We start from the raw sequence: 24,548 nt of genomic DNA, 5'->3' as shown, positions 1-24,548 counted from the left end.
TATAAAACTTTAATCAGTGGGGCTTTTTTCATCCCCACTGATTATTTTTATGACACGTTTTTAAGAAATTCCTAATAGTGCTTGAGGAATCAGAGTTTGAAAATCCACAACTAAAGCCAGAAGCTTGTACGATTAAGCTTCTGGCTTCTTTATGTGGGACCTTATTTTTTACGTTTTGTTAAACGTCCAAGAACGAATGCACCTGCTGCTACAGCAAGGACTGTATTCGTTTTTTTCGTAAATACTTGCTTTGTTACAAGATTAACATTTTGTGGACGCTCCGCTAAACGGCGCATAAAGTAGCCGTACCAATCTTCGCCGAATGGTACATATACACAGAAGTTATAGCCTTCTTTTGCAAGCTCTTTTTGCATATCTGTACGGAAGCCGTAAAGCATTTGGAATTCGAATTTATCAAGTGGAATATTATTGTCAGCTACAAAGCGTTTTACGTGTGCAATAACATTATGGTCATGTGTTGCGATGGACGTAAATTTACCATGTAGTAAATGATATTCGATTAACTCGATGTAATTTAAATCAATATCTAACTTATCTTGGAAAGCAACCTCTACAGGTTCTTTATATGCACCTTTTACGATACGTAGACGATAGTCCTTGAATTTTTCGATGTCGTCCTTCGCGCGATAAAAGTAAGATTGGATAACAGTACCTACATTATTAAATGATTTGGATAACTCTTCAACCATATCAAAGGATGTTTGTAAACGGCCGTAGTTTTCCATATCAAAGTTAACGAATATATCATATGCTGCTGCTTTTTCTACAATCTCTTTTAAATTATCGTAGCAAAAATCAACATCAATATCTAAACCTAATTGAGATGGCTTTAATGAAATATGCGCATCAACGCCGTTTTCATGAATAGCCTCAATAACAGCAAGGATTTGTTCTTTAGCTTTTGTTGCTTCTTCTTCCGTTGAAACAAATTCCCCTAAATTATCTACTGTGCAAGAGATTTTATGTGCGTTAAGCTCTTTGATGCTCGCAATCGTTTCTTCAATATTTGTACCAGCTACTACACTTTGTGCTCCCAATTTTAGTCCGTATTTTTTTGCAGCACTATTTAATAGTTGGTTTTCAGATAAATGGATGAAAAAATCGCGTAATAACATGGTCATTCTCCTCACTGCATTTCTTTTTTCTATATTATAGCATAATTTAGAAAATAAATATTGTTTTTACTATAACAATTATTTCACTTCAAGCATTTGCATGCGCTCATTAAAAAGTGCAGGATAGCTTAAAAAACCTATCATTATGCTCGATAATGTCGCTGCTGTTAGCAGAGCGAAAATGATTAATAGTTGGAATTGCACCGCTTGAATAGGGTCTGCTCCGCCAATTATTTGTCCACTCATCATACCTGGTAATTGAACAAGACCAATTGTTTTTTGGCTTTCAATTGTAGGAATCATACTTGCCTTTATCGCATTCATTAGCTGTCGATGAATTGCCTGTTTTGGTGTGCCGCCAAGCGATAAAATTAACTCAATTTCGTTTTGATGACTTGCAATTTCCGATGTAAAACGATTTAAAAATAGAACCGATAATACCATTGAATTTCCAATCATCATGCCGCTAATTGGAATAATATACTGCGCTGTTGCAGGTACAATATCAAAACCAAGCAATACTCCTTGCGTAACAAATTCTACTACAATAAGAGTTAGTGCTATTTTCCATGTAATACCTTTAATACCTTTCCCTTTTTTACGAGCATTTAGTGTTGCTACTATAATCATTAAAGCAACCATAAGGAAAATATAAATATAGCTTTGAGCATCAAAAACAAATTTTAAAATGTAACCGACGGCAAGTAGTTGAATAATAGAACGAATAGTAGCTATGAGTGTATCTTTTTCAAGTCCTAGCTTTAAGGTTTTTGACAGTAGAAGAGGGATTAAAACAAAAATTAACGTTAAGGAAAGCGAAGTATACGTCATACATTCACCCCCTGTACAAATTCAGCGACACGTGGATTTTTAGGTGCGTTAAGTAAGGAACTTTTTCCTGTTTCAATAAGCTCCCCGTCCATCATGACCCATGTATAGTGTCCGATTGTCAGAGCTTGCTGTAAATTATGAGTTATCCAAATTATTGTGACATTAAACATTTTGTTGATTTTAGCAATAAGTGTCTCAATTTCCTGCACAGATTGACGGTCTAGTGCAGATGTGATTTCATCTAGCAATAAAATGGGGGATTGATTAATAAGTGTTCTTGCTATAGAAACTTTTTGTCGTTGTCCACCTGATAATTTATGCGTAGGGCGTTGTAAAAAGCTTTGATCGAGTCCAACATCTCGTAAATATTGAATAGCTTCTTGCTCTGTAAGCTGTTCTCCTTGTAACGAACGAGGAAGTGCAAGATTGTCAAATACAGTTCCTTCTATCATAGGGGCTGCTTGAAGAGCTATACTCACATGCCTTCTTAAAGCGGTTGGCTCGTATGTAGAAATGTCTTGATTATCAATTAATATTTGACCATCTGTAGGGGACAGTAGTCCATTGCACAATTTAAGTAGAGTTGTTTTGCCAGCGCCTGAAGGGCCGACTAATGTAGTGATTTTTCCTTTTGGGAATGAACCAGTAATCGATTTTATTATCATTTTGTCATTCGATGAAAAGGTGACCTGTTGAAAATGAATAGCAGGCTCATATGATGTATTCATAAAGTTAAAACTCCTTTATACTGATAGGTAAAATAACTGTAGCATGAAACAAAGGGAAGCTAAATAATATTTTACAAGTAATGGGTAAAGTAAGTTAAGGGGGATACAGAATGGATGTATTATATGTAGATACATTAACATATGCACAAGGTAAAATGTACATCGTTGCTTCAGATGAAGGTCTTGTCTATATCGGAACACCAAATGCACCATTTGAAGAGGTGGAAGTGTGGGCAAAAAAGCCCTTTAAAGGCTATCACTTTGAAGAGAATAAAGATAAATTACAGCAATATATTAAGCAATTAACGGCTTATTTTAATAAAGAACTTACTGAATTTGATTTGCCAGTACATGTCAAAGGAACACCCTTTCAACTAGCAGTATGGGATGCATTGAAGGAGTTACCATATGGTACAACTACAACGTACTCAGATATTGCTCATCGCATAGGTAATCCGAAAGCAGTAAGAGCTGTAGGTAGTGCAATCGGTGCTAATCCAATATTGGCAATTATTCCTTGTCATCGTGTGATTGGGAAAGATGGTAAGCTAACAGGCTTTCGTAGTGGACTAGCTATGAAAGAATTTTTACTTGAGCTAGAGAGATTATAATAAGAAGAATCTGCATATGCTGCTTAAAGCGTGTGCAGATTCTTGTTCTTCGTTTCAAAGGAATAAAAGCTCATTGAACACTATACATGTTCTTCTTGGACCTTGGTGTGTGTTTTACCAATATGAGTTAGACGCTGAGCAAATGTTTCTCCTCGTACGGCAGAGCCTTTGAAAATATCTTGAAATTCATAAGCAGGAGCGCCATGTTCGATGACATCTAAGCCAGCGACTTCTTCCTCAGCGGAAACTCGTAATGGCACAAATGCTTTTATTATAAATAAACCAGCTGTTACTGAAACGCTAACCCAGGCAATTGTAGCGATAACTCCAATTGCTTGCACACCTAATAGGCTAAAGCCCCCTCCATAAAATAATCCTTGACCACCAATATCAAACAAACCAACTGCAAGGGTACCCCAAGCGCCACAGATACCATGCACAGCAATTGCACCAACAGGATCATCAATTTTTAATTTCCATTCAATAAAGCGGACGCCTTCAACTAATAATGGAGCAGCAATCAAGCCGATAATGATTGAACCGATAATACTAACATTAGCAGCACCAGCAGTAATAGATACGAGCCCTGCTAAAGCACCGTTTAATGTTAGCGAGCCATCAATATGACCATATCGAAACTGTGTATAAAAGGCAGTAGCGACAACTCCAGCAGCCGCTGCGAAAAATGTATTTGCGATTACGATAGGAACAAGTTTAGGATCAGCAGCTAATGTAGAGGCTCCATTGAAGCCGAACCAACCAAACCAAAGTAAAAATACGCCTAAAGCTCCTAGTGGAATGCTGTGTCCTGTAATAACGTTAACACGACCATTTTCATATTTACCAAGACGGGGGCCGACCATAATCGCTGCTATAAATGCCGCAACTGCACCTGATAAGTGAACAACAGTAGATCCAGCGAAGTCAACGAAGCCAAGTTCTGTTAGCCAACCTTGACCACTCCAAACCCAATGACCAACAACAGGATAAACAAGTGATGACATGAGAATAATAACGCCGATATAAGCAAAAATATTAGTACGTTCTGCCACTGCTCCAGATAAAATTGTTGCTCCAGTTGCTGCAAACATCGTTTGGAAAATAAAGAAGGAAAGATTATCTACACCTTTTAAGGCGAAGCCACTTGTACCGAAGAAACCTCCGACTGTATCACCGAACATAATAGCGTAACCACATAGAAAATAGACGATACCGCCAAGTGAAATAGTAAGGAAGTTTTTCATAATAATATTGACTGCGTTTTTTGAACGCGTAAAGCCAGCCTCCACCATCGCAAATCCTGCATGCATAAAGAACACTAAAATTGCACCGAGCATCATCCAAACTAAATTTACAGATAATATTACTTCATCCATATATTTTGCCTCCTTTATTCTACTGCAATTGATCCGACTTCTTTAGTGCGGATACGAATTGCTTGTTCTACTGGATAAATAAAGATTTTACCGTCTCCAACCTTGCCGGTTGCTGCATCACGTAATAAAACTTCTACAATTGGATCTACTTTTTTGTCATCTACAATCATTTCTAATTTCAACTTCGGTAAAAATTCAATTTCATAGGTATTTCCACGAAATAGCCCAGTCCGGCCTAATTGCTTTCCGCAGCCAGCAATTTCGGAAACACTTAGTCCTGCAATTCCTTCCTGTGCCAGTCCGTCCCTAACAGCACCGAAAACTTCAGGACGAATGATTGCTTCTATTTTTTTCATCAATACCAGCTCCTTGCGTAATTTAATTTACATATTAAAACGACATAAAAAACAGTGCAATTATTATTTTGTTGTGTATGTTAGGTTTTGTTACATCTTGTATTTCGCGTTTCGAAATAGTTTGCTAAAAAGGTTTTTATAGGAGGAATGAAAGCGGTACTAAAAAATGTGTCTAAAATGTGTCTTGTTTGAAATTTTCTGATTATTCATGTAAGGAAATCTAACATTAATACAGGAGAATGTTCAAACGCAAGAAATTGGGTATATAGTGTATACTAGGACTAATTATCAAAGCGGAAGAAGGGGTTTCTTGTGAGATCAAACTATGCAGATGATAGCTTAGCGCTACACACGGACTTATACCAAATCAATATGGCAGAGTCGTATTGGGCTGATGGTATACATAATAGAAAAGCAGTTTTCGAATTATATTTTAGAAAGTTACCTTTTGGCAATGGTTATGCAGTTTTTGCAGGTTTAGAGAAAATCCTTGAATATTTACGTAATTTCCATTTCAGTGATTCGGACATTGCGTATTTACGTGAAGAGGTTGGATATAAAGAGGATTTTATCGAGTATTTAAAAAATATTCGATTTACAGGGGATATGTATTCTATGGTGGAAGGAGAAATTGTTTTTGCTAATGAACCAATTGTTCGCATTGAAGCACCGTTAGTGGAGGCGCAGCTAATTGAAACTGCATTACTTAACATTGTGAACTACCAAACCTTAATCGCAACAAAGGCTAGTCGTATCAAACAAATTATAAAAAATGAAGTGGCGATGGAGTTTGGTACACGACGCGCTCATGAGATGGATGCAGCGATCTGGGGAACACGAGCAGCGTTTATAGGTGGTTTTGCTTCAACTAGTAATGTGAGAGCAGGTAAACTCTTCAATATACCCGTATCAGGAACACATGCACATGCACTTGTACAGGCTTATAAAAATGATTACGATGCTTTTCACGCCTATGCAAAACGTCATCGTGATTGCGTATTCCTTGTAGATACTTACAATACGTTAAAATCGGGTGTACCAACAGCGATCAAAGTGGCTAAAGAGCTTGGTGACAAAATTAACTTTATTGGAATTCGTTTAGACAGTGGAGATATAGCTTTCTTGTCGAAAGAAGCACGTCGCATGTTAGATGAGGCAGGTTTCCAGAACGCTAAAATTATCGTATCAAATGACTTAGATGAATACACGATCTTAAACTTAAAGGCTCAAGGTGCAAAAGTTGATGTGTGGGGAATAGGTACAAAACTTATTACAGCTTACGACCAACCTGCTTTAGGGGCTGTTTATAAAATGGTCGCTATTGAAAATAAAGATGGACAATTAGAAGATACGATTAAAATATCAGCGAATGCTGAAAAGGTAACAACGCCAGGTTTAAAAAATGTATATCGCATTATTGATAGAAAAAACGGCAAGGCAGAGGGAGATTACATTACGATGCAAGATGAAAACCCTCAATCAGAGGAACGAATTAAAATGTTCCACCCTGTTCATACATTCGTATCCAAATTTGTAACAAACTTTGAAGCTAAGAATTTACATCATCATGTGATCAAAAATGGCGAAATTAATTATCAAAATCCTACTTTGGAAGAAATGCGTGATTATGCAGCTGAGAATTTAGAGTTGTTATGGGATGAATATAAACGTGCCATGAATCCTGAAGAATACCCAGTCGATTTAAGCCAAAAATGCTGGAATAATAAAATGCGTAACATTGAAGAAGTAAGTGATATGGTCAATCGATTGTAAAACGTAAGGAGTGAAGGACAAAATGATATTACAACAAGAAATCATTAGGGAATTACGTGTATTACCTACTATTGATGCGCAGAAAGAGATTCGCAAATCCATTGATTTTTTAAAGGAATATGCGCGTCGCTATAGCTTTGTAAAGGGATTTGTCCTTGGGATATCAGGTGGGCAAGACTCAACGTTAACAGGGAAATTAACGCAGCTTGCGGTTGACGAGTTAAATGCCGAGGTGGGAGAAGTGAAGTACTCGTTTTGGGCTGTTCGTTTACCATATGGTGTGCAAGCAGATGAAAAGGACTGTCAGGATGCGATTGACTTTATAAAGCCTACGAAAACTTATACGGTCAACATTAAACATGCTGTCGATGCGAGTGTTGGAGCATTAACGAATGCGGGTATTGAACTAAGCGATTTTGTAAAAGGAAATGAAAAGGCACGTGAGCGAATGAAGGTGCAGTATTCAATTGCTGCTATGAATAATGCTGTTGTGCTAGGGACAGATCATGCTGCGGAGGCAATTACAGGTTTTTACACGAAATTTGGGGATGGTGGGGCGGATTTAATGCCAATTTTCCGTCTCAACAAGCGCCAGGGTAAGCAGTTGTTAGCTGCGCTTGATTGCCCGGAGCACTTATATTTAAAGACACCAACTGCGGATTTAGAGGAAGATCGTCCATCATTACCAGATGAAGTAGCACTTGGTTTAACTTATGATCAAATTGATGATTATTTGGAAGGGAAAGAAATCCCTGAAGAAGCTCGAAAAACATTAGAAAGGCATTATTTACGTTCTCAGCACAAACGTCATATGCCAATTACAATATTTGATGATTTTTGGAAGTAATATAAAGCTATCACCATAACGTGGGGTTGATTTCCGTTCCGGCTGTGCGCTTTTATCGCTGTCGTTTCGCTTTCGCGCAGAGCAGAGCTTCCTGGGGGCGTCCGATGAGCCGCTTGGGGCAACAGGTGTTTTTTGCGCGAAAGCGAAGTGCTACCGTAGCGGCAGCAGCAGGATGTTGGTCACGAAGGCGTACCACAGGACGTGATGGTTTTAGCCTTCGTTCCCCTATCGCTGTTCACCAATGAGTCGTCCAGCCTCCACTCCAATCAACCTATATATAATGGAATACGTTTTAAAAAATATCATTTCCAACTTTTGGCGATAAACATATAAATATTGGGGAAAGAGTTATAAGAAAAAGTGAAAAACACTTTTTCTTATAACTCTTTTCTCTCCTTTTTAAGCAATTTGGTTCTGTATTATTAAGTTCAAGCATATAATGTCGATATATATACCTATAAAGTTGATAAAAAGTAAAGGAGGGTAATTATTTATGAGGACTTCTAGAGTAAGTTCGACGACTAGTAGCATATTTCGTAACGAACAACAGTATCTACATGCTGGGGATTTAAGTCATAATTTTGGACAAAATCCGAAGAGACAGTTTAAAAACAGTTTGCAAAAGAATAAAAATAATAAACATATAAGTAACACTAGACAAATTCAACAACAACGTCCAAATAAAATAGCGGCTGGTTGTGGGGACAGTGCTTACGATTTACAAATACGCAATGAATTAAATGAAACTGCCGTTAAGCTAAGTCTTGTCAGCAAGCGAAAGAAGCTTCTCAATAGTTACCGCTCTTCTGTATAACCGATCGTAAATGAAACTTTTATGTCAATAAAATAAAGGTTTTCTATTAAATAAAGTATGGCTCTTCGGAAAAACGAGGGGTTGATTTCCGTTCTGGCAGGGCGCTTTGTTGCTGCCGCTACGTTAACACTACGCTTTCGCACAGAGCAAAGCTTCCTAGGGGCGTCCGATGAGCCGCTTCACTCGCGATGCTCGCTCCAGGGTCTCATCTGTGACGCTAATCCTCAAGGAGTCGCCCGGCCTCCACTCCAATCAACCTCTTCACATAATATGTATCTTCTGGTATGTCACTTTAATATATTCAACGAAACTTCTGCAACAAATATTTCTGTACGCTTGCTCACAGAAAAGTGAGTACCTGAAACGGAAATCACTCCATTTAAAGCGCCAACATTTACAAAGATTCCTTTGAGGATTTTGTTTTTCAACACTATGAGACTCTCTATGTCATTCTTAATGTAGAGAGTTTTTTCCTTTGGGGAAAGTTTGATGGAGGTAGAATCACCCTGTAAGTTATCGAAAAAATGGAAATGATATATTTTATATTCAAAATATTTGAAGTCGAGATGTTCAATGAATATTCAAGGTAATTTTTCCAATACTTCACAGCTATTTTTAACTTATTTCACAACTTACCTGTAAAGTATGTAATAGAGAACAGAAAACAGAAAACAGAAAACAGAAAACAGAAATATTGGGGGAAGCAATTGTGAAAAAAATATGGTTACCTGCACTTGCTGCATTACTTTTACTCGCGGCGTGTGGTACAGAAAAAGATCAAGTTAAGAAAGAAGAGTCTAAGCAAGATGTTACAACAAGTGAAGCAGAAGCAAAGGATAAATCTAAACAAGTTGCTTCTTTAGTGGATCCACGCTTACAAGAGCCAAAAGAAGGTACAATGTGTGAAATGTGTAATATGAAAGTATATTTGAAGGACGAAGATATGGGTGAATTTTCTACTCAAGCAATAAAAGAGGATGGAACAGTTGCCTTTTATGATGACATTGGCTGTTTAGTAAATGCTGAGGTTGCCAATAATGAAAAGAACGAAAAATTTGTACGTGATTTTAATACAAAAGATTGGGTAAAGGTTGATGATGCAACTATCGTCAAAACAGACCTAAAATCTCCTATGAACTGGGGATATATTTATTTCACTAATAAAGCTGATGCAGACAAATATATAGCTGACAATCCAACTGCACATGTAGAGGAATTACAAAAAATTAAAGATGATGCATTAGAGCGTCGTAAAAAGAAAATGGGAGAAAAAGAAGTCGAAGGTGAATCTGATTCTATGCATATGGAAGAAAAGAAACAAGATGGTCATGGTCATTAATCGAATGGACTAGGGGAATTTCCTCTAGTCTTTTCGTGCTGAACTGGGAGGTAAGGATTGGTGAAAAAAATAGTGTTTGCCTTATTATTTTTTCTATTCATGAGTCAGACAGTGCACGCCGATTTCGATGTACAGGAGGCAATTAATGAAGCAAAGCCAGGGGAGGTCGTTCATATTCCTGCTGGTCGTTACCAAGGTAATTTTATTGTGTCAAAACCGATAACGCTACAAGGTGAAGGAGGAGCTGAACTTATTGGTGAAAGAAACAACCCAGCACTCCGAATTGAAAACACTGCTAATGTCATCGTGGAAAACATAACGTTATCAGGAAAAAATAAAGCGATTGTTGCTAATACTGTAGATGGACTAGAGCTACGAAAATTACAAATTAAAGATGTTCATACAGGCGTTCATATACAACGCTCCAAAAATGTACGCATACATGAAATCAATGTGACCGGTATCGACGGTCATTATTCCAAAAAAGGTAATGGGGTGGCTGTCTTTAAGAGTGAAGACATCATCATCGAAGGCAATACTATTGAGCAAGTGCAGGACGGAATTTATGTAGAGGAGGTCAAACATATTGTTGTTCAACGTAATAAGGTGACGAGCAGTCGTTACGGTACGCATTTTATGTATACAAGTGATGCTGAAGCACTTTTTAATACATATGTTCATAATGTGACTGGTCTTATGATTATGATGACAACTGACATACTCCTTGAGAGTAATACAATAGCTAACCATTTTGATTTTAATGGCTACGGTATGCTGCTGTATGATGTACAGCAAGCAAAAGTTAAACATAACACGATCAAAAATAATCGAACTGGTGTTGCAATGCAGAAAAGTTCAAATATCCAAATTGAAACTAATGATTTTCAGATGAACCAAACAGCCCTTGAAGGTACCAAGGTAAGTGATGACACAATGGCTAGTAGTAATAACTTTACAGGTAATATTTTAACGGCGCGCTCCGATAAACAAGGCTTTCGACTGGTAAATAATTATTATGATGATTACTCAGGGATTGATTTAAAAGACAATGGTATTGGTGATATTCCCTACGTGGCTGTGTCAAGCTTTGGTCAATGGATGGTTCGTCAGCCTGTTTACCAATATTTCGTGGCATCTCCGAGCGTTATTTTACTGACATCACTGGATCAGCAAATTAATAGAACTGAAAAGAATATGCTTGTTGATAATACTCCGCGATTGGCTATGAAGCATGAGAAAGAAAAGAACAAGATGAATATGGAGCAAATGCTATTAGGCTTATTCTTGACATTAAGTAGTTTATGGCTATGGAAAAGAGGAATAACAGAATGAAAAAATGGATAATGATTGTCGTGCTATGTTGTGGTGTGTTGGTGGGCTGTAGTGAAAAAACATATGAACCTCGTGAAATAGTAAGTGAAACCGATGTTTGTAAAATTTGCAATATGAGTATAGTTCACAATGCATATGCTGGTCAGATTGCATTGAAGAATGGTGATTATGAAATTTTCGATGACATTGGCTGTCTGATGGAATATATAAAAGCAAATGGAGAAGATGAGATAGGGGCGGCTTATATTAAAGACGCAGCAAAAAATGAATGGATTGACGTTTTTAATGCTGTTTATGTATACAACAAAGATTATTGGACTCCTATGAATTATGGGGTAGTTGCGCTCGATTCGAAGGAAGCGGCACAGGAGTGGATGTCTACAGAGGGAGAGGGTCAGCTGCTTGCCTATAAGGATCTACTCGATTTTAAATGGGGGATCCATAAGTGATGTATAGTATGCTTATTAAACTAGAATTAAAGCAAATGCTCAGAAGTCGTTGGATGCAGCTTGTAGGCGTACTTTTCACGTTCATTTTTACAGCTATCATTGTCATTCAGCAAATGGCATTACCAGATGTAGAGGGTTTTACACGACAGACAGCCTCGTTTTTAAACGTACTGTTGTTTTTATTGCCTCTATTTATATTAACGATCGGTAGTATGAGCGTAGCTGGTGATGTAGAATCAGGCTGGTTTTCATTATTGAAGACTTATCCGATGACTCGTATGCAATATATTGCAGGAAAGTATATTGCCTCTGTACTTGCTTTTTTATTGGTCGTTGTCGTGGCGTTTGGCGTAATATTAGCGCTTGGTGGATTTCTTGGTGGAGTGCGTTTGCCATTTATTTTCATAATTCTAACCTTGCTATGTATATTCATTTTTGTGTCATTGGCCATTGCAGTGGGAGCTTTTGCGAAAACAAGATTATTTGCACTGTCGTTATCACTTGTTTTTTGGTCAATTTTTTTATTACTAATCTCTTACGCTTTAATGGCTATTGGAACTGTCGTGGCTGGTCATATTCTTCAAAAACTGACGATTATAGCGATACATATTAATCCTGTGGAGTGGTTGCGCTTTGGTTACTTTATTTTTACAGATCAGGCTAGCGTGCTTGGCCCAGCATTTTATAAAGTAACACAGTTTTATGCGTCACCATTAGGTTACGCAGTATACGTAGCTGTGACATTGCTTTGGATAGTATGTCCGTTAGCTTACACTAGCTTACTTTTATCTTCTTTCGGTGAAAGAAGATAAAGCCTCCGGCGGATGTCACAGAATCGGAAAGGAGTTCTTAGGGGATGTTAGCCTAAAACCATCGCATCCATGCGATAACGGCTAACTGACCTGCATCGTGCAGGCCTAAGCACAAAGTCGATTCTGGACGCAATTATGCCGAGGCATAATTGATAGAAAGGGGACAGAAGATAATGCTATTAGAAGCAAAGAAGTTATCGAATATCTATGATAATAATAGAGGTCTTCAAGAAGCCTCCTTTTCTTTACAGGCAGGGCGTATTTTAGCGCTTGTAGGAGGAAATGGTGCAGGAAAGAGTACTTTAATTCGCCTACTAACTGGGCAGGAAAAGCAAAAATCAGGAGAAATAATATGGCATAAACCACAAGCTATTCGATACATGCCTGACGATGTGGATTTTCCATCTATGTTAACAGCGGCAGAAATTCTGCAGCTACTTGCCTCTTTAAAGAAAATTGGTAAAAAAGAACAGGAAGATGTACTGAGACGTGTTGCTTTATGGGATGTTCGAAAGCAAAAAGTGAAGCATTTCTCAAAGGGAATGCGTCAAAGACTTAATCTCGCTCAAAGCTTACTTGGCGAAGGCTCTTTGCTTATTTTAGACGAGCCGACTAATGGCCTTGATCCTTATTGGATTGCAGAGCTGAAAAAAATGATGCTAGAGGAAAAAGCAAGGGGCTGTACTGTAATATTTTCTACGCATTTGCTTGCTTTTGCGGAGGAAGTAGCGGACGATGTGTTAGTTTTACATGAAGGAAACATACTAATTTCTGGTGAATTAGAGGAAATACTTTTACAAGAAAATTCATCTTCATTAGAGAATTTATGGTTAAAAAAATTAAATTTGTAACATTTTGATAGGTAATGACGTTATACTAGGAGATAGGCTTGTTTGAACGAGAATTCAGACAAGCCTTATTTCTCATGCCGAAGTATTACTACTTTTCTCGCTAAGTGCTCAAACTATAGGGATTAAGCAATAGATTATCGTCTCATATAATTGTGTTACTAAACATATTTCGTTATTCTTAAAGGAATTATCATGCAATTCGAACAATTGCCGAAAATGAAATAGGGGGTTTTTTGATTTATGAATTCGCAAATACAAGATGTATTAGAAAATATAGAAAAAGTAATGATAGGCAAAAGAGAGGTTGCGGAGCTTAGCATAGTAGCCTTGCTAGCAAGGGGACATATCTTGCTTGAGGACGTACCGGGTGTTGGTAAAACAATGATGGTACGAGCATTGGCAAAATCCTTTGATGCACAGTTTAAAAGGATTCAATTTACACCTGATTTATTACCGTCAGATGTTGTAGGGGTATCTATCTATAATCCAAAAACGTTGGAATTCGAGTTTCGACCTGGTCCGATTATGGGGGATGTAATATTAGCTGATGAAATTAACCGTACATCTCCAAAAACACAATCTGCTTTGCTTGAGGGGATGGAGGAAGCATCTGTCACTATTGATGGTAAAACTCTAACAATCAATCAACCATTTTTCGTTATGGCCACTCAAAACCCAATCGAACACGAAGGAACATATCCGTTACCAGAAGCACAGCTCGACCGATTCTTACTAAAAATAAAAATGGGCTATCCTACAAGAGGGCAAGAAGTGGAGATTCTTCGTCGTGCTGAACATGGTAAACCGATTGAAAAAATTGAAGCAGTGCTAACTGTTGCGCAATTAAATGAATTGCAGGAGCTTGTACAGGGTGTGTATGTTGATGATTCAGTCAAAAATTATATGGTCGAACTAGCGACTCAAACAAGAGAAAATAGCTATGTACATTTAGGAGTAAGTCCTCGGGCAACAATTGCTTTAATGAAAGCTTCACAAGCTTATGCATTTATTAAAGGGCGTAGTTATGTTACTCCTGATGATGTTCAATATTTAGTACCATTTGTCTTTAGCCATCGTTTAGTATTAAAACCAGAAGCTCGTTATGATAACGTAGCGGCAGAAGAAATTATTGAGCGTATTATTGCCAAAACACCTGTGCCCACAAAGAGGTTTGCAGAACAATGAAGAAATGGCGAGCTTTAATAGAGAAAAGTAAACATTTCTTATTAGTTTCTTTGTTAATGATTTTAACGTTTTGTTATGCCATGTTCCAAGGTGGGTTTGTCAGTTGGTTTGTATTTTTTACGGTGAGTCCGTTTTTGTTATACGCATTTACTTTCTTACTGGTAAAAGAAAATATTTTACTGGTGGAACGCAAGATCGAGCCCTCCCATGTGGAGAGTGGACAATCTGCTAAGGTGACAATTACGGTAGAACGAAAAACACGCTTTCCGTTTGCTTATATGATGATGGAAGAACTTGTGAACAGTGAGGCCCTTGTTCAATCGAAGGTGCAAGGAACGAATGCCATTAAGTTCGTTGGCTTTAGGAAGAGATTTAGCTGGAATTATGTGCTGGAAAATATGTCCCGTGGCGAGCATCGCTACTTAGGTGTTAATATTGTTTTCTGTGATTTTTTTGGCTGGGCAAAAAAGCAAGTTGCGGCAGAAAAGGAACAAGTTATTTTAGTTTATCCGAGAGTACGAGAGATGAGGTATGCCGCGCTTCAAACAAAATTTGATGTTGGTTCAATGATGTCACCTTATTCGATTGTTAAGGATACATCAATGGCTGTTGGCTTACGTGAATATGTTCCTGGTGACCGTTTTTCATGGATTCACTGGAAGTCATTTGCGAAAACACAAACGTTGCAATCTAAGGAATTTGAAGATCGTCAATCACAGGAGTTAATGTTGGTACTTCATGCCGGAAAGTCTCCGTTATTTGAAGAAAAAATTGAGCTTGTGGCATCGATGCTACAAACAATTGTCAAAGAACATGGAGATATTTCATTTGTTTCAGCTGGTTCTAAAACGAAGGTGTTTCCGATTATTCAAGGTAATAAGCAGCTAGATCAAGTAATGTATCATTTAGCTGCTATAAAACCTGCTGAAACGGTCAAATTTCAATTACGAGATCAACAAGTGTTTAAGCATGTTGCAACACTATTGTATGTTACGAGTGAAGTATCCGATGAATTATTTCATTCTCTTGCCATTATGGTGAAAAGCTGTATTTGTTTTGTAGTAGCGGAGCAGCCACCTATGCAAACAGAGCTGGCAAAGCGTTATAAGCAAATTCAAGTTGTACATGTAAATCCAATAGATTATTACAATTTGTTCACGGAGGTGAAGAAGCCGTGAAAAAATCACTAGGAGATTTTATAGAATTAGCAATAGCATACGTAATTATTTTTCTAATTTTACGTGAATGGCTTATTCCTGTAATGGAGTTAACAAATACAGGCGTGTTTCATTTATTTTTAGTGTTTATTGGTCTATCACTAGCACTCAACTTATTTCAAGTACATCCATTGTTGTCGGGGTTAGTGAAATTTGGTTATATTACTTGGTTTATAGTGTTTATGTATAGTAAAAGTCCCCTTTTCTCAGGAGAGACGTTACCATTTTTAATGCATGAATGGAAATGGAATATGACTACTATTCTATCGGGTGATTTTGGACATGTATCGGATTCATTTAGAACGGTGCTATTCCTTGCGCTTATTTGGATGTTGATATACCTAATTCATCACTGGATAACTGTGCGGAAAAATATATTCTATTTCTTTGCGTTAACCGTATTCTTTATTGCCACACTAGATACATTTAGTGACTATGATGGAAAGGTGGCAATTGTTAAAGTTATTGTACTTGGATTAATAATGACAGGCTTGCTTTTTGTTAAGCGCTTATGGCTTCAAACAGATGCATCGGGCAATGTAATAGAAAAGTGGAAATTGGTTATTCCGATGATTGTTTCGGTAATGCTTGTTAGTGTAGTGGCATTCTTTTTACCTAAGGTAGGACCAACTTGGGCTGATCCGGTGCCTTTTATTAAAGGGATTGCAGGGCAAGGGGACGTTGGAACAGGTGAAAAAACAGTTGGTTACAGCGAGGATGATAGCCGATTAGGGGGACCGTTTAAAGGTGATAATACACTAATTTTTACTGCAACTTCCCGTGATCGTCATTATTGGCGGATAGATACAAAGGATACTTATACATCGAAGGGCTGGATTCTTTCGGAGGGTAACTTTGGGAAAAATGTTTATCAGACCAATACCCCTATCCAAACTTCATTACAAGTTGGATCTCCTAAAAATGAACGTAAAATTCAAATGGACATTGCTGTTCCAATGCCATTTATAATTCAAACATATGGCATGACATCTGTTTCTGCCCAAGACTCACCGCTATTTATTCAAGATGAACAAACTGAAAAAATAGCAATAGAGCAACAGAATGGCGATTCAAAATTATTGTCTAACTATACGGTGTCATATAGTAATCCAGTATATAGTATGGAGCAGCTCCAATTGTCTAAACCTTCAGAGCTAAAAACATTAGATTCATCCTTTAATCGGTTTTTACAATTGCCAAACACACTTCCACAACGTGTAGAGAATTTAGCTAAAGAAATCACACAGAATAAAGCTTCGGTATATGATCAGATAAAAGCAGTTGAAAAATATTTTTCATCTCATGGCTTTAGATACGATAAAAAAGAAGTAGCAACCCCGGCTGAGGGCCAAGATTATGTTGACCAGTTTTTATTCGATACTAAAGTTGGCTACTGTGATAATTTCTCAACATCAATGGTCGTACTCCTACGCTCGGTAGGGATACCCGCACGCTGGGTAAAAGGCTTTGCACCTGGTAATCCTGGTCGAATGACAGACGGTTTACGTGAGTATCGAATTACAAATGATAATGCACACTCTTGGGTGGAAGCGTATGTACCTGGAACAGGTTGGATGGAATTTGAACCGACAATTGGATTCATGGGGAATGTGAATATCGATTATGATATTGAGCAAGACACTGCACAGCAGGAGCAAGTGCTACAGCCTGAAAAAAAACAAGTGCAACCAAAGAAGGAAGAGCAAGCATCAAAAAAAGAAACTGCTAGCTCAACATCGTTTAGTTTAGATACTGTATGGACATGGGTGAAAAAGCATACTTATGTTTGGATTGCTCTAGTCATTTTGATGATCATCACTGGCGTTGCTTTGTTTATGCAACGTAAAACATGGATACCTAAAATGCAAGTTCGCGCATTTCGTAAAAAAGAAGCGGACTGGACAAATTTTGACGCTTCATACCATATTCTAATGAAGCAATTATCTCGTATTGGATTACGCCGGAAAGATGGGGAAACATTACGAGTATTTGCTACAAGAGTAGATGCATCGTTAGAGACAGAAGAGATGCAAAAACTTACCACTGTATATGAACAACATATTTATGGTAAGGACAAACAAGAGGTTGACTTTGTGAAGCTGAAAGAAAGTTGGGAATATTTAATCAATCGAACTATCAGTTGATTTTGATGGGTACAAAGAGTAAAATGAAAAAAATTATATATGATGAGGATTGCTTTCATATAAGTTCGATAATAAGGTTCGAATGTTTCTACGAAATCACCGTAAATGATTTCTCTATGAAGGTGAATGTTTTGGTTAGGTGAGAAGGTTAGTAAATCACTTTGCTTTGCTACGCATTCGCCTTTATAAATTTAGAGCTTATGAACGCGTAGGAAGTTTTTACTTTCATACGCGTTTTTCTTTGAACATATGAAAAGTCCTTTAAAAATAGTAGAAGAGGTGGAAATATTGTCAGCAAGCCCTTTATTAGAGCAAGAAAAAATCGTCGTTCTTGATTTCGGTAGCCAATTTAACCAATTGATTACGCGTCGTATCCGTGAATTTGGTGTTTTCAGTGAGTTACATCCTCATACAATTACAGCAGAAGAAATTAAAGGTATGAACGCAACAGGTATTATCTTTTCAGGTGGTCCAAACTCAGTTTATGACGAAAATGCCTTTCATGTAGACCCGGCTATTTTCGAATTAGGCTTACCTATCCTAGGTATTTGCTATGGTATGCAATTAATGGCACATACGCAAGGTGGTAAAGTTGAAGGTGCTGAAACACGTGAATATGGTAAAGCAGAAATTAAAGTAACAGCTTCAAACAAGTTATTCGGTAACTTACCAACTGAACAAATCGTTTGGATGAGCCATGGTGACCATGTAACAGAAGTACCTGCTGGTTTTGAAGTAATCGCAACAAGTGCTGCTTGCCCAATCTCAGCAATGGCAAATGTAGAACGTAAACTATATGCAGTACAATTCCACCCAGAAGTACGTCACTCTGTATATGGTAACGACTTATTACGTCAGTTCGTATTCGACATTTGTGGAGCAAAAGGCGATTGGTCAATGGCAAACTTCATTGAACTTGAAATCGCAAAAATCCGCGAAACAGTAGGTGACAAAAAAGTATTATGTGCACTTTCTGGCGGTGTAGATTCATCAGTTGTTGCTGTTCTAATTCATAAAGCAATCGGCGACCAACTAACTTGTATGTTCGTTGACCACAACTTAAACCGTAAAGGTGAAGTTGAGCAAGTTATGAAAACATTCACAGAAGACTTTGACATGAATCTTATTAAAATTGATGCACGTCAACGTTTCATGGATAAACTTGCGGGCGTTTCTGATCCAGAGCAAAAACGTAAAATTATCGGTAACGAATTTATTTACGTATTCGATGAAGAAGCGGCTAAACTTGAAGGAATGGACTTCTTAGCACAAGGTACGCTTTACACAGATATCATTGAATCTGGAACATCAACTGCGCAAACTATTAAATCTCACCATAACGTTGGTGGTCTTCCAGAAGACATGCAATTCAAATTAATCGAACCACTTAACACATTATTTAAAGACGAAGTGCGCGCACTAGGATTAGAGCTTGGCCTTGACGAAAAAATCGTTTGGCGTCAACCATTCCCAGGCCCAGGTCTAGGTATCCGTGTACTTGGTGAAGTAACAGAAGAAAAACTAGAAATCGTACGCGAATCTGATTTCATCCTACGTGAGGAAATCGCAAAAGCTGGTCTTGATCGCGACATCTGGCAATACTTCACGGTATTACCTGACATCCGTTCAGTTGGCGTAATGGGCGATGCACGTACGTATGACTATGCAATCGGTATCCGTGCAGTAACATCTATCGACGGTATGACTTCTGACTGGGCACGCATTCCTTGGGATGTATTAGAGAAAGTTTCTGTACGCCTAGTAAACGAAGTAAAACACGTTAACCGCGTGCTGTATGATATTACATCTAAGCCACCTGCAACTATTGAGTGGGAATAATCCCCTCATTTGATTTCGAATAAAAAGCTAGTCTGATTTTTACAGACTAGCTTTTTATTTCCTTTTTTAGCATTAAAAATAAGAAAAGTACACCAATTTCTACGATTAATGGGACAAAAATAATATTTAAATGAAAGAAAATTACACTTATAAAAATAGCTATACAAATAAATATTGAACTATATTGATAACTTTTTGATTGATAAAAGAATGAATATGGTAACAAATGTGCACCGTAAATAATTGCATATACAGGTAAGACCCACATAGGTGCTTTAATTAATAAAAGAATACAAATAATTAAATATAAAATTTGATTGTTTGTTGCAATCAATAGTCCATTAATCAATGGATTTTCTTTATAAAATAAATCAACATTTAATATTTTGGCACAAAGAATCGAAACAGGAAACAGCAATGCACCACAAGATAAAATACCAATATTTTTTATCATTAAATCTAAAGGCAGCAACGTGATTATTGTGATAACTCCCCAAATAAATATTGAGGCCATTATAAATGGAAGCCCCTTCTTTTGTTTCTGAGCAATATCATTTAATAGTACTTGTAAGCTAGTATTGAGGTTCATTTTCGTCTCCTTGATTTTTAAGCGATCTATTCAAACTATCCGCTATTTTTTTATTTTCATATTTTGAGAAGAAATAAAATCCGATGATATGACCGATCAACGTTATCACTAAAATTAGCAACAAATAAGGTTTGATAATTTCAAATACTTTCAGAGAAAAGAGATATACACTTCCTATGCCACAGAAAAAATTCAAAAAAGTACTAATAGTAATTTTAGGTGTTACTTTTAATGTTGAGTAGTTCCACAAATATGGATAAGCTATACCAAAAACAATCCCCATCAGAACGCTAATACCAATTAAATTCCAAATGTAAAAAAAGTTGACTATTTCTTCGTGAAGATTAAAAATAGTAATTAAAAAAATAATCCAAATCAACCCCAAAAATGAAACGTATAAAAAGCTATTTTTTAAGTCTTTTATCATATCAATTTCTCCTTAATAGATTTTGCGTAATGTCTACTGACAATATACTTATTTTGTTGTTTTGTAATAACTTCCAATCTAGCATGACTTCCCGAAGCAAATGAGCGTATTTGATTCAAATTCAAAATCATTGAATTATTGATTCTAACCAATCCGAATGATTCCAAGTAAGATAATTCTTTTAAAATCTTATTCAGCAATAGCTCTGAACCATCTATTAAAAAGACTTTAGTAAAATGACCAGATGCTTCAATTGCTTCGATGTCATTGAGTTCAATCATAACCTGACGATTTGTTTTGAAATCTGTTGCGCTTAATGTTATAGATTGAAAAAAATGCTGTTCAATTGTCGAAAGTAATTCTTTATTCGATGGATTACTAATAATCTCAATTTCAGAAGATGATTGATTGTTTTTCCAAATATAGTTGAATTTCATGTGGATCTCCTTTCTGTTTTAATCGTAGCAACACTTCTCAGAACTTACGATGATTTTTCGTTTTGTTGCAAAAAAAATAGGCTTTGTTACAACGTAGATTCAGTAAATTTAAAGCTACAGTTTTCACACCATCAAAAAACTTAAAGATTTTTAATTGGTGTTTAACTTCTTTTAGCAATTGTTTTATGTAGCGAAAGCAAAGCGTCAGCTACAATTAATTTCTATACCGAAAGCGTAGCGACAGGTACAGAAGTCTCCCACCTCTATAGCTGGTGAGATGAATGCGGGTTTAAGTTACTTTTCAACGGATGTGTGGAAACCCGCTGAAAGAAATAAAAATGATTGTATGTTTTATGGAGTTAGGAGTTGTGAGAGTAGTAGATGTAAAACTTCGATAAATTACAGTTTTTGAAATTCTTTCTTTAAGGGTAATACTTTCCAAGCGCTAGGTATAGTAAACTAATGAATATAAATAGGACTCTATGTCGTTGTTTAGTTTAGGGGGGATGGAAATGGAACAAAATATAGCGATGATTCATACACTTGCTATTGGTATGCCGAAAGAATTGCATTATAGTAATGGGCGCTCAATGATTACAGGGATTGAAAAACAAAAAGTACAAGAAGTTTATTTGTCCGCTCGTGGATTTAAGGGGGACGATGTAGCAGATAAAAAACATCATGGTGGTCCTGACCGTGCCGTTTGTTTATATCCTGCGGAGCATTACATACAATGGGAACGGGAACTGGGTAAACCGTTGCCGACAGCAGCTTTCGGTGAAAACTTAACAGTAACAAATATGTTGGAAGCGGATATTTGTATTGGCGATATTTATAAAATAGGTGATGCTGTCATCCAAATTACCCAAGGACGTGTACCATGTAGTACGATTGATAAATATACAGAGGCGAACATATTACTCAAACGTTTAATTGAAACAGGTTATACGGGCTTCCTTGCACGTGTACTGGAAGAAGGTACAATCTGTGCAGATTCAAAAATTGAATTAGTGGAAAAGCATCCTGCAAGTGTTTCGGTTTTGCATTGCAACGAAGTGTATTTTAAAAACAAAGACGCACTTGCGATGAAACGTATACAAGCAGTTGATGCATTAGCAGAAGATTGGAAACAAAAATTAGAAAAGAGAATTCAGCACTTGCAAAGTAAAGTGATGAATTAAACATATGTTGATCAAGGGAGCTCTCCCACAATCGCTGTATTTAAATCCTCTAGAATTCAAATGAGTTCTAGGGGGTTTTTATTTTATAACTATCGATAAAACGTTCAGTCCTAACCTATTAATGCAACGATTTCTTAAAATGTGAACATTAAATAAGAATTTTACACGAACTTTCGTATAACATTTGTGAAAAATGTTCGGAAATAGGGTTGAAATCTGAAAAGTGAAATGATATATTACGATTGTAAATTAAATAAGTCGTCGTATAATGTCGGGGATAAGGCCCGTGAGTTTCTACCAAGTTACCGTAAATAACTTGACTACGATTTTAGTTATATATATATCAATGTATAGACACTAATTAATTTCTCACAATAAAATGGTGATGAAATGTATCGTAGACATGCGACTAGTAGAGTAGTCAGCGTGTCTTTTTTTGTTTTCGATATTGAAGACGACCATACGGAGGATTTCTTTAAAATGAAAAAGTATTTCATGTTCGATGAATTAGGAACTAATTATCGCCGCGAAGTTCTTGGTGGTTTCACAACGTTCTTAGCAATGGCTTACATTTTAGTAGTAAACCCAGTAACATTGACATTAGCGAATGTAAAGGATTTACCAGACGCTTTACGTATGGATTATGGAGCAGTGTTTGTTGCAACTGCTGTGTCAGCAGCAATTGGTTGTTTTATTATGGGGTTCTTGGCAAAGTATCCACTCGCTTTAGCTCCAGGTTTAGGGCTAAATGCATTTTTTGCTTATACAGTAGTATTAGTAAACGGTAGTCCATGGCAGCATGCACTAGCAGCAGTATTTATTTCAGGTCTATTTTTCTTATTATTAACATTAACAGGCTTACGTGAAAAATTAATTAATGCTATCCCTATGGAACTAAAATTAGCAGTAGGTGCTGGTATCGGTTTATTCATTGCTTTTATCGGGATGCAAAATGCACACATCATAGTTAAAAATGATGCAACTTTAGTTGGTATCGGTAATTTACACGAACCAGAGGTGTTACTAGCAATATTCGGTATTATGGTGACAGTTATTCTAATGGTGCGTGGTATTAAAGGCGGCGTATTCTACGGTATGGTGATAACATCGATCGTTGGTATGTTGACAGGACTAGTTGATTTGCCTGAAAAAGTTGTATCAGCACCACCTAGCATTTCACCAACATTTGGTGCGCTATTCAGTTCTTTCTCTGACCCAAGCTTTTATACATTATCGATGCTGTCAGTAATTTTAACTTTCTTATTTGTCGACTTCTTTGATAATGCAGGGACATTAATTGCGGTAGCTAACCAAGCAGGATTAGTTAAAGATAATCGTTTGCCACGCGCGGGTAAAGCTTTAATTTCTGATTCAATTGCAACGATTGTTGGTTCAATTTTCGGTACATCTACTATTACATCTTATGTAGAATCTTCTTCTGGTGTAGCAGCCGGTGCCCGTTCAGGTTTCGCTTCAATTGTAACTGGATGTTTATTTTTACTATCTCTATTCTTTTTACCGTTGTTAGGTGTTGTTACTCCAGCTGTTACTGCTCCAGCATTAATAATAGTAGGAGTTTTAATGGTTGCTTCTTTAGGCCAAATTGCTTGGGATCGATTTGAAATCGCAGTACCATCATTCTTAACAATGATTATGATGCCATTAACATATTCAATCGCAACTGGTATTGCAGTAGGTTTCATTTTCTATCCGTTAACAATGATTATTAAAGGGAAAGCAAAAGAAGTAAATCCGATTATGTATGTCTTCGCCGTAATCTTCTTATTGTATCTAGCAACTTTATAAAATAGAAAGCTGTTCACAAATTCGGTTCGACGATATTTGTGAGCAGCTTTTTTTATTACAAGAATATTTTCTTTGCAGAAACATTTATATAGGAAAGGATTCAGTTTTCTATAAATTCTATTTCACGGAATTATTTTTCTTTTAAAATATAGTTGTATTACTAGAAGATTAGTGATATATTTAAACACGTTGTTACGAAACACCAAACAACAACTTAAAAAACATTTAACATAAAGAGTTGACATGGAGTTAATGATATGTTAAAGTATAGAAAGTCGCTTAAATGTGACGAATTAATGAACCTTGAAAACTGAACAAGCAAAACGTAATCAATAAAGTTTTTAGTAGCTGACCTTGAGTTAGTGAAAGAAACAAATTTTTGGACATCAAACATGATGCCAGCAAAACAATTTGAGCTAATCAAATTTCTTTTTATGGAGAGTTTGATCCTGGCTCAGGACGAACGCT

At 36.8% G+C, this 24,548-nt stretch carries 23 protein-coding genes and 2 riboswitches; of the genes, 15 read left to right on the top strand and 8 right to left on the bottom strand.

Going from position 1 to position 24,548, the window contains the following annotated elements; all coding sequences use genetic code 11:
• Positions 1–161 precede the first annotated feature (161 nt).
• From ACQKNC_RS18680 to ACQKNC_RS18670, 3 genes are all read right to left on the bottom strand, one after another.
• Positions 162–1,136: a proline dehydrogenase family protein gene (locus ACQKNC_RS18680; RefSeq protein ID WP_427426251.1), complete on the bottom strand. Its 975-nt coding sequence runs from the start codon at positions 1,134–1,136 to the stop codon at positions 162–164.
• A gap of 78 nt (positions 1,137–1,214) precedes the next feature.
• Complete coding sequence (locus ACQKNC_RS18675; protein ID WP_427426250.1) at positions 1,215–1,967, bottom strand: ABC transporter permease; 753 nt, start codon at positions 1,965–1,967, stop codon at positions 1,215–1,217.
• Positions 1,964–2,695, bottom strand: a complete 732-nt coding sequence (locus ACQKNC_RS18670) for a phosphate ABC transporter ATP-binding protein (RefSeq protein ID WP_427426249.1) — start codon at positions 2,693–2,695, stop codon at positions 1,964–1,966. Before ACQKNC_RS18670 ends, ACQKNC_RS18675 begins: the two co-directional genes overlap by 4 nt.
• A 110-nt stretch (positions 2,696–2,805) precedes the next feature.
• Here ACQKNC_RS18670 and ACQKNC_RS18665 point away from each other — a divergent pair, with 110 nt between their 5' ends.
• Positions 2,806–3,306, top strand: coding sequence for a methylated-DNA--[protein]-cysteine S-methyltransferase (locus tag ACQKNC_RS18665; protein WP_427426248.1), 501 nt, complete (start codon positions 2,806–2,808; stop codon positions 3,304–3,306).
• A gap of 80 nt (positions 3,307–3,386) precedes the next feature.
• Here the strand turns inward: ACQKNC_RS18665 and ACQKNC_RS18660 are convergent, their stop codons facing one another.
• Both ACQKNC_RS18660 and ACQKNC_RS18655 read right to left on the bottom strand, forming a co-directional pair.
• Positions 3,387–4,682 (bottom strand): ammonium transporter, encoded by a 1,296-nt coding sequence (locus ACQKNC_RS18660; protein ID WP_427426247.1) that lies wholly within the window; start codon positions 4,680–4,682, stop codon positions 3,387–3,389.
• Between the two features lie 14 nt (positions 4,683–4,696).
• Positions 4,697–5,038 (bottom strand): P-II family nitrogen regulator, encoded by a 342-nt coding sequence (locus ACQKNC_RS18655; protein WP_427426246.1) that lies wholly within the window; start codon positions 5,036–5,038, stop codon positions 4,697–4,699.
• Positions 5,039–5,350: 312 nt separating this feature from the next.
• Here ACQKNC_RS18655 and ACQKNC_RS18650 point away from each other — a divergent pair, with 312 nt between their 5' ends.
• The 12 genes from ACQKNC_RS18650 to guaA all read left to right on the top strand — a co-directional run bounded on the left by ACQKNC_RS18650 (position 5,351) and on the right by guaA (position 19,640).
• Complete coding sequence (locus ACQKNC_RS18650) at positions 5,351–6,811, top strand: nicotinate phosphoribosyltransferase (protein ID WP_427426245.1); 1,461 nt, start codon at positions 5,351–5,353, stop codon at positions 6,809–6,811.
• A gap of 22 nt (positions 6,812–6,833) precedes the next feature.
• Positions 6,834–7,658: an ammonia-dependent NAD(+) synthetase gene (gene nadE / locus ACQKNC_RS18645; protein WP_427426244.1), complete on the top strand. Its 825-nt coding sequence runs from the start codon at positions 6,834–6,836 to the stop codon at positions 7,656–7,658.
• Between the two features lie 493 nt (positions 7,659–8,151).
• Positions 8,152–8,472, top strand: a complete 321-nt coding sequence (locus ACQKNC_RS18640; protein WP_427426243.1) for an NAD synthetase — start codon at positions 8,152–8,154, stop codon at positions 8,470–8,472.
• A gap of 709 nt (positions 8,473–9,181) precedes the next feature.
• Positions 9,182–9,811 carry a nitrous oxide reductase accessory protein NosL gene (locus ACQKNC_RS18635; RefSeq protein ID WP_427426242.1) on the top strand — a complete coding sequence of 210 codons (630 nt, stop codon included), beginning with the start codon at positions 9,182–9,184 and terminating at the stop codon, positions 9,809–9,811.
• Between the two features lie 60 nt (positions 9,812–9,871).
• The gene (locus ACQKNC_RS18630) at positions 9,872–11,143 is read left to right on the top strand and encodes a right-handed parallel beta-helix repeat-containing protein (protein WP_427426241.1); all 1,272 of its coding nucleotides are present in this window, start codon (positions 9,872–9,874) and stop codon (positions 11,141–11,143) included.
• Positions 11,140–11,592, top strand: a complete 453-nt coding sequence (locus ACQKNC_RS18625) for a nitrous oxide reductase accessory protein NosL (RefSeq protein WP_427426240.1) — start codon at positions 11,140–11,142, stop codon at positions 11,590–11,592. Before ACQKNC_RS18630 ends, ACQKNC_RS18625 begins: the two co-directional genes overlap by 4 nt.
• Positions 11,592–12,404, top strand: a complete 813-nt coding sequence (locus ACQKNC_RS18620; RefSeq protein ID WP_427426309.1) for an ABC transporter permease — start codon at positions 11,592–11,594, stop codon at positions 12,402–12,404. Before ACQKNC_RS18625 ends, ACQKNC_RS18620 begins: the two co-directional genes overlap by 1 nt.
• A 173-nt stretch (positions 12,405–12,577) precedes the next feature.
• A complete protein-coding gene (locus ACQKNC_RS18615) occupies positions 12,578–13,255 on the top strand; it encodes an ABC transporter ATP-binding protein (RefSeq protein WP_427426239.1) in 678 nt (225 codons plus the stop codon).
• Positions 13,256–13,495: 240 nt separating this feature from the next.
• The gene (locus ACQKNC_RS18610) at positions 13,496–14,440 is read left to right on the top strand and encodes an AAA family ATPase (RefSeq protein WP_427426238.1); all 945 of its coding nucleotides are present in this window, start codon (positions 13,496–13,498) and stop codon (positions 14,438–14,440) included.
• Entirely contained in the window at positions 14,437–15,618 is a 1,182-nt protein-coding gene (locus ACQKNC_RS18605) for a DUF58 domain-containing protein (protein WP_427426237.1), read from the top strand. The genes ACQKNC_RS18610 and ACQKNC_RS18605 overlap by 4 nt, the downstream gene beginning before the upstream one ends.
• On the top strand, positions 15,615–17,801 hold the full coding sequence (locus tag ACQKNC_RS18600) for a transglutaminase TgpA family protein (protein ID WP_427426236.1): 2,187 nt from the start codon (positions 15,615–15,617) through the stop codon (positions 17,799–17,801). The genes ACQKNC_RS18605 and ACQKNC_RS18600 overlap by 4 nt, the downstream gene beginning before the upstream one ends.
• Before the next feature lie 35 nt (positions 17,802–17,836).
• Positions 17,837–17,938: riboswitch (purine riboswitch) on the top strand.
• A gap of 151 nt (positions 17,939–18,089) precedes the next feature.
• Positions 18,090–19,640, top strand: coding sequence for a glutamine-hydrolyzing GMP synthase (gene guaA, locus ACQKNC_RS18595; RefSeq protein ID WP_427426235.1), 1,551 nt, complete (start codon positions 18,090–18,092; stop codon positions 19,638–19,640).
• 46 nt (positions 19,641–19,686) lie between these two features.
• Here the strand turns inward: guaA and ACQKNC_RS18590 are convergent, their stop codons facing one another.
• From ACQKNC_RS18590 to ACQKNC_RS18580, 3 genes are read right to left on the bottom strand one after another with little or no spacing between them, the layout of a single operon-like run.
• Positions 19,687–20,229 carry a DUF7010 family protein gene (locus ACQKNC_RS18590; RefSeq protein WP_427426234.1) on the bottom strand — a complete coding sequence of 181 codons (543 nt, stop codon included), beginning with the start codon at positions 20,227–20,229 and terminating at the stop codon, positions 19,687–19,689.
• Positions 20,213–20,656, bottom strand: coding sequence for a hypothetical protein (locus ACQKNC_RS18585; protein WP_427426233.1), 444 nt, complete (start codon positions 20,654–20,656; stop codon positions 20,213–20,215). The genes ACQKNC_RS18590 and ACQKNC_RS18585 overlap by 17 nt, the downstream gene beginning before the upstream one ends.
• Positions 20,653–21,093: a LytTR family DNA-binding domain-containing protein gene (locus ACQKNC_RS18580; protein WP_427426232.1), complete on the bottom strand. Its 441-nt coding sequence runs from the start codon at positions 21,091–21,093 to the stop codon at positions 20,653–20,655. The genes ACQKNC_RS18585 and ACQKNC_RS18580 overlap by 4 nt, the downstream gene beginning before the upstream one ends.
• 512 nt (positions 21,094–21,605) lie before the next feature.
• On the opposite strand from ACQKNC_RS18580, the gene ACQKNC_RS18575 reads away from it, so the two are divergent.
• Both ACQKNC_RS18575 and ACQKNC_RS18570 read left to right on the top strand, forming a co-directional pair.
• Entirely contained in the window at positions 21,606–22,274 is a 669-nt protein-coding gene (locus ACQKNC_RS18575; RefSeq protein ID WP_427426231.1) for an MOSC domain-containing protein, read from the top strand.
• Between the two features lie 241 nt (positions 22,275–22,515).
• Positions 22,516–22,617, top strand: a riboswitch (purine riboswitch).
• 137 nt (positions 22,618–22,754) lie between these two features.
• The gene (locus ACQKNC_RS18570) at positions 22,755–24,080 is read left to right on the top strand and encodes an NCS2 family permease (RefSeq protein WP_427426230.1); all 1,326 of its coding nucleotides are present in this window, start codon (positions 22,755–22,757) and stop codon (positions 24,078–24,080) included.
• Positions 24,081–24,548 lie beyond the last annotated feature (468 nt).

The sequence above is a fragment of the Lysinibacillus sp. NPDC094177 genome, from assembly GCF_050279145.1.
Lineage (GTDB): Bacteria > Bacillota > Bacilli > Bacillales_A > Planococcaceae > Lysinibacillus.
Note: the sequence above shows the minus strand (reverse complement) of the source record. Positions and strands in the feature narration are given on the sequence as shown.

Excerpts from the sequence above, each read along its gene's own strand:
- ACQKNC_RS18680 (WP_427426251.1), bottom strand. The coding sequence starts at position 1,136 with ATGTTATTACGCGATTTTTTCATCCATTTATCTGAAAACCAACTATTA.
- ACQKNC_RS18640 (WP_427426243.1), top strand. The coding sequence starts at position 8,152 with ATGAGGACTTCTAGAGTAAGTTCGACGACTAGTAGCATATTTCGTAAC.
- ACQKNC_RS18615 (WP_427426239.1), top strand. The coding sequence starts at position 12,578 with ATGCTATTAGAAGCAAAGAAGTTATCGAATATCTATGATAATAATAGA.
- ACQKNC_RS18570 (WP_427426230.1), top strand. The coding sequence starts at position 22,755 with ATGAAAAAGTATTTCATGTTCGATGAATTAGGAACTAATTATCGCCGC.
- ACQKNC_RS18670 (WP_427426249.1), bottom strand. The coding sequence starts at position 2,695 with ATGAATACATCATATGAGCCTGCTATTCATTTTCAACAGGTCACCTTT.
- ACQKNC_RS18625 (WP_427426240.1), top strand. The coding sequence starts at position 11,140 with ATGAAAAAATGGATAATGATTGTCGTGCTATGTTGTGGTGTGTTGGTG.
- ACQKNC_RS18655 (WP_427426246.1), bottom strand. The coding sequence starts at position 5,038 with ATGAAAAAAATAGAAGCAATCATTCGTCCTGAAGTTTTCGGTGCTGTT.
- ACQKNC_RS18580 (WP_427426232.1), bottom strand. The coding sequence starts at position 21,093 with ATGAAATTCAACTATATTTGGAAAAACAATCAATCATCTTCTGAAATT.
- ACQKNC_RS18590 (WP_427426234.1), bottom strand. The coding sequence starts at position 20,229 with ATGAACCTCAATACTAGCTTACAAGTACTATTAAATGATATTGCTCAG.
- ACQKNC_RS18675 (WP_427426250.1), bottom strand. The coding sequence starts at position 1,967 with ATGACGTATACTTCGCTTTCCTTAACGTTAATTTTTGTTTTAATCCCT.
- ACQKNC_RS18665 (WP_427426248.1), top strand. The coding sequence starts at position 2,806 with ATGGATGTATTATATGTAGATACATTAACATATGCACAAGGTAAAATG.
- ACQKNC_RS18620 (WP_427426309.1), top strand. The coding sequence starts at position 11,592 with ATGTATAGTATGCTTATTAAACTAGAATTAAAGCAAATGCTCAGAAGT.
- ACQKNC_RS18660 (WP_427426247.1), bottom strand. The coding sequence starts at position 4,682 with ATGGATGAAGTAATATTATCTGTAAATTTAGTTTGGATGATGCTCGGT.
- ACQKNC_RS18585 (WP_427426233.1), bottom strand. The coding sequence starts at position 20,656 with ATGATAAAAGACTTAAAAAATAGCTTTTTATACGTTTCATTTTTGGGG.
- ACQKNC_RS18575 (WP_427426231.1), top strand. The coding sequence starts at position 21,606 with ATGGAACAAAATATAGCGATGATTCATACACTTGCTATTGGTATGCCG.
- ACQKNC_RS18610 (WP_427426238.1), top strand. The coding sequence starts at position 13,496 with ATGAATTCGCAAATACAAGATGTATTAGAAAATATAGAAAAAGTAATG.
- ACQKNC_RS18605 (WP_427426237.1), top strand. The coding sequence starts at position 14,437 with ATGAAGAAATGGCGAGCTTTAATAGAGAAAAGTAAACATTTCTTATTA.
- nadE (WP_427426244.1), top strand. The coding sequence starts at position 6,834 with ATGATATTACAACAAGAAATCATTAGGGAATTACGTGTATTACCTACT.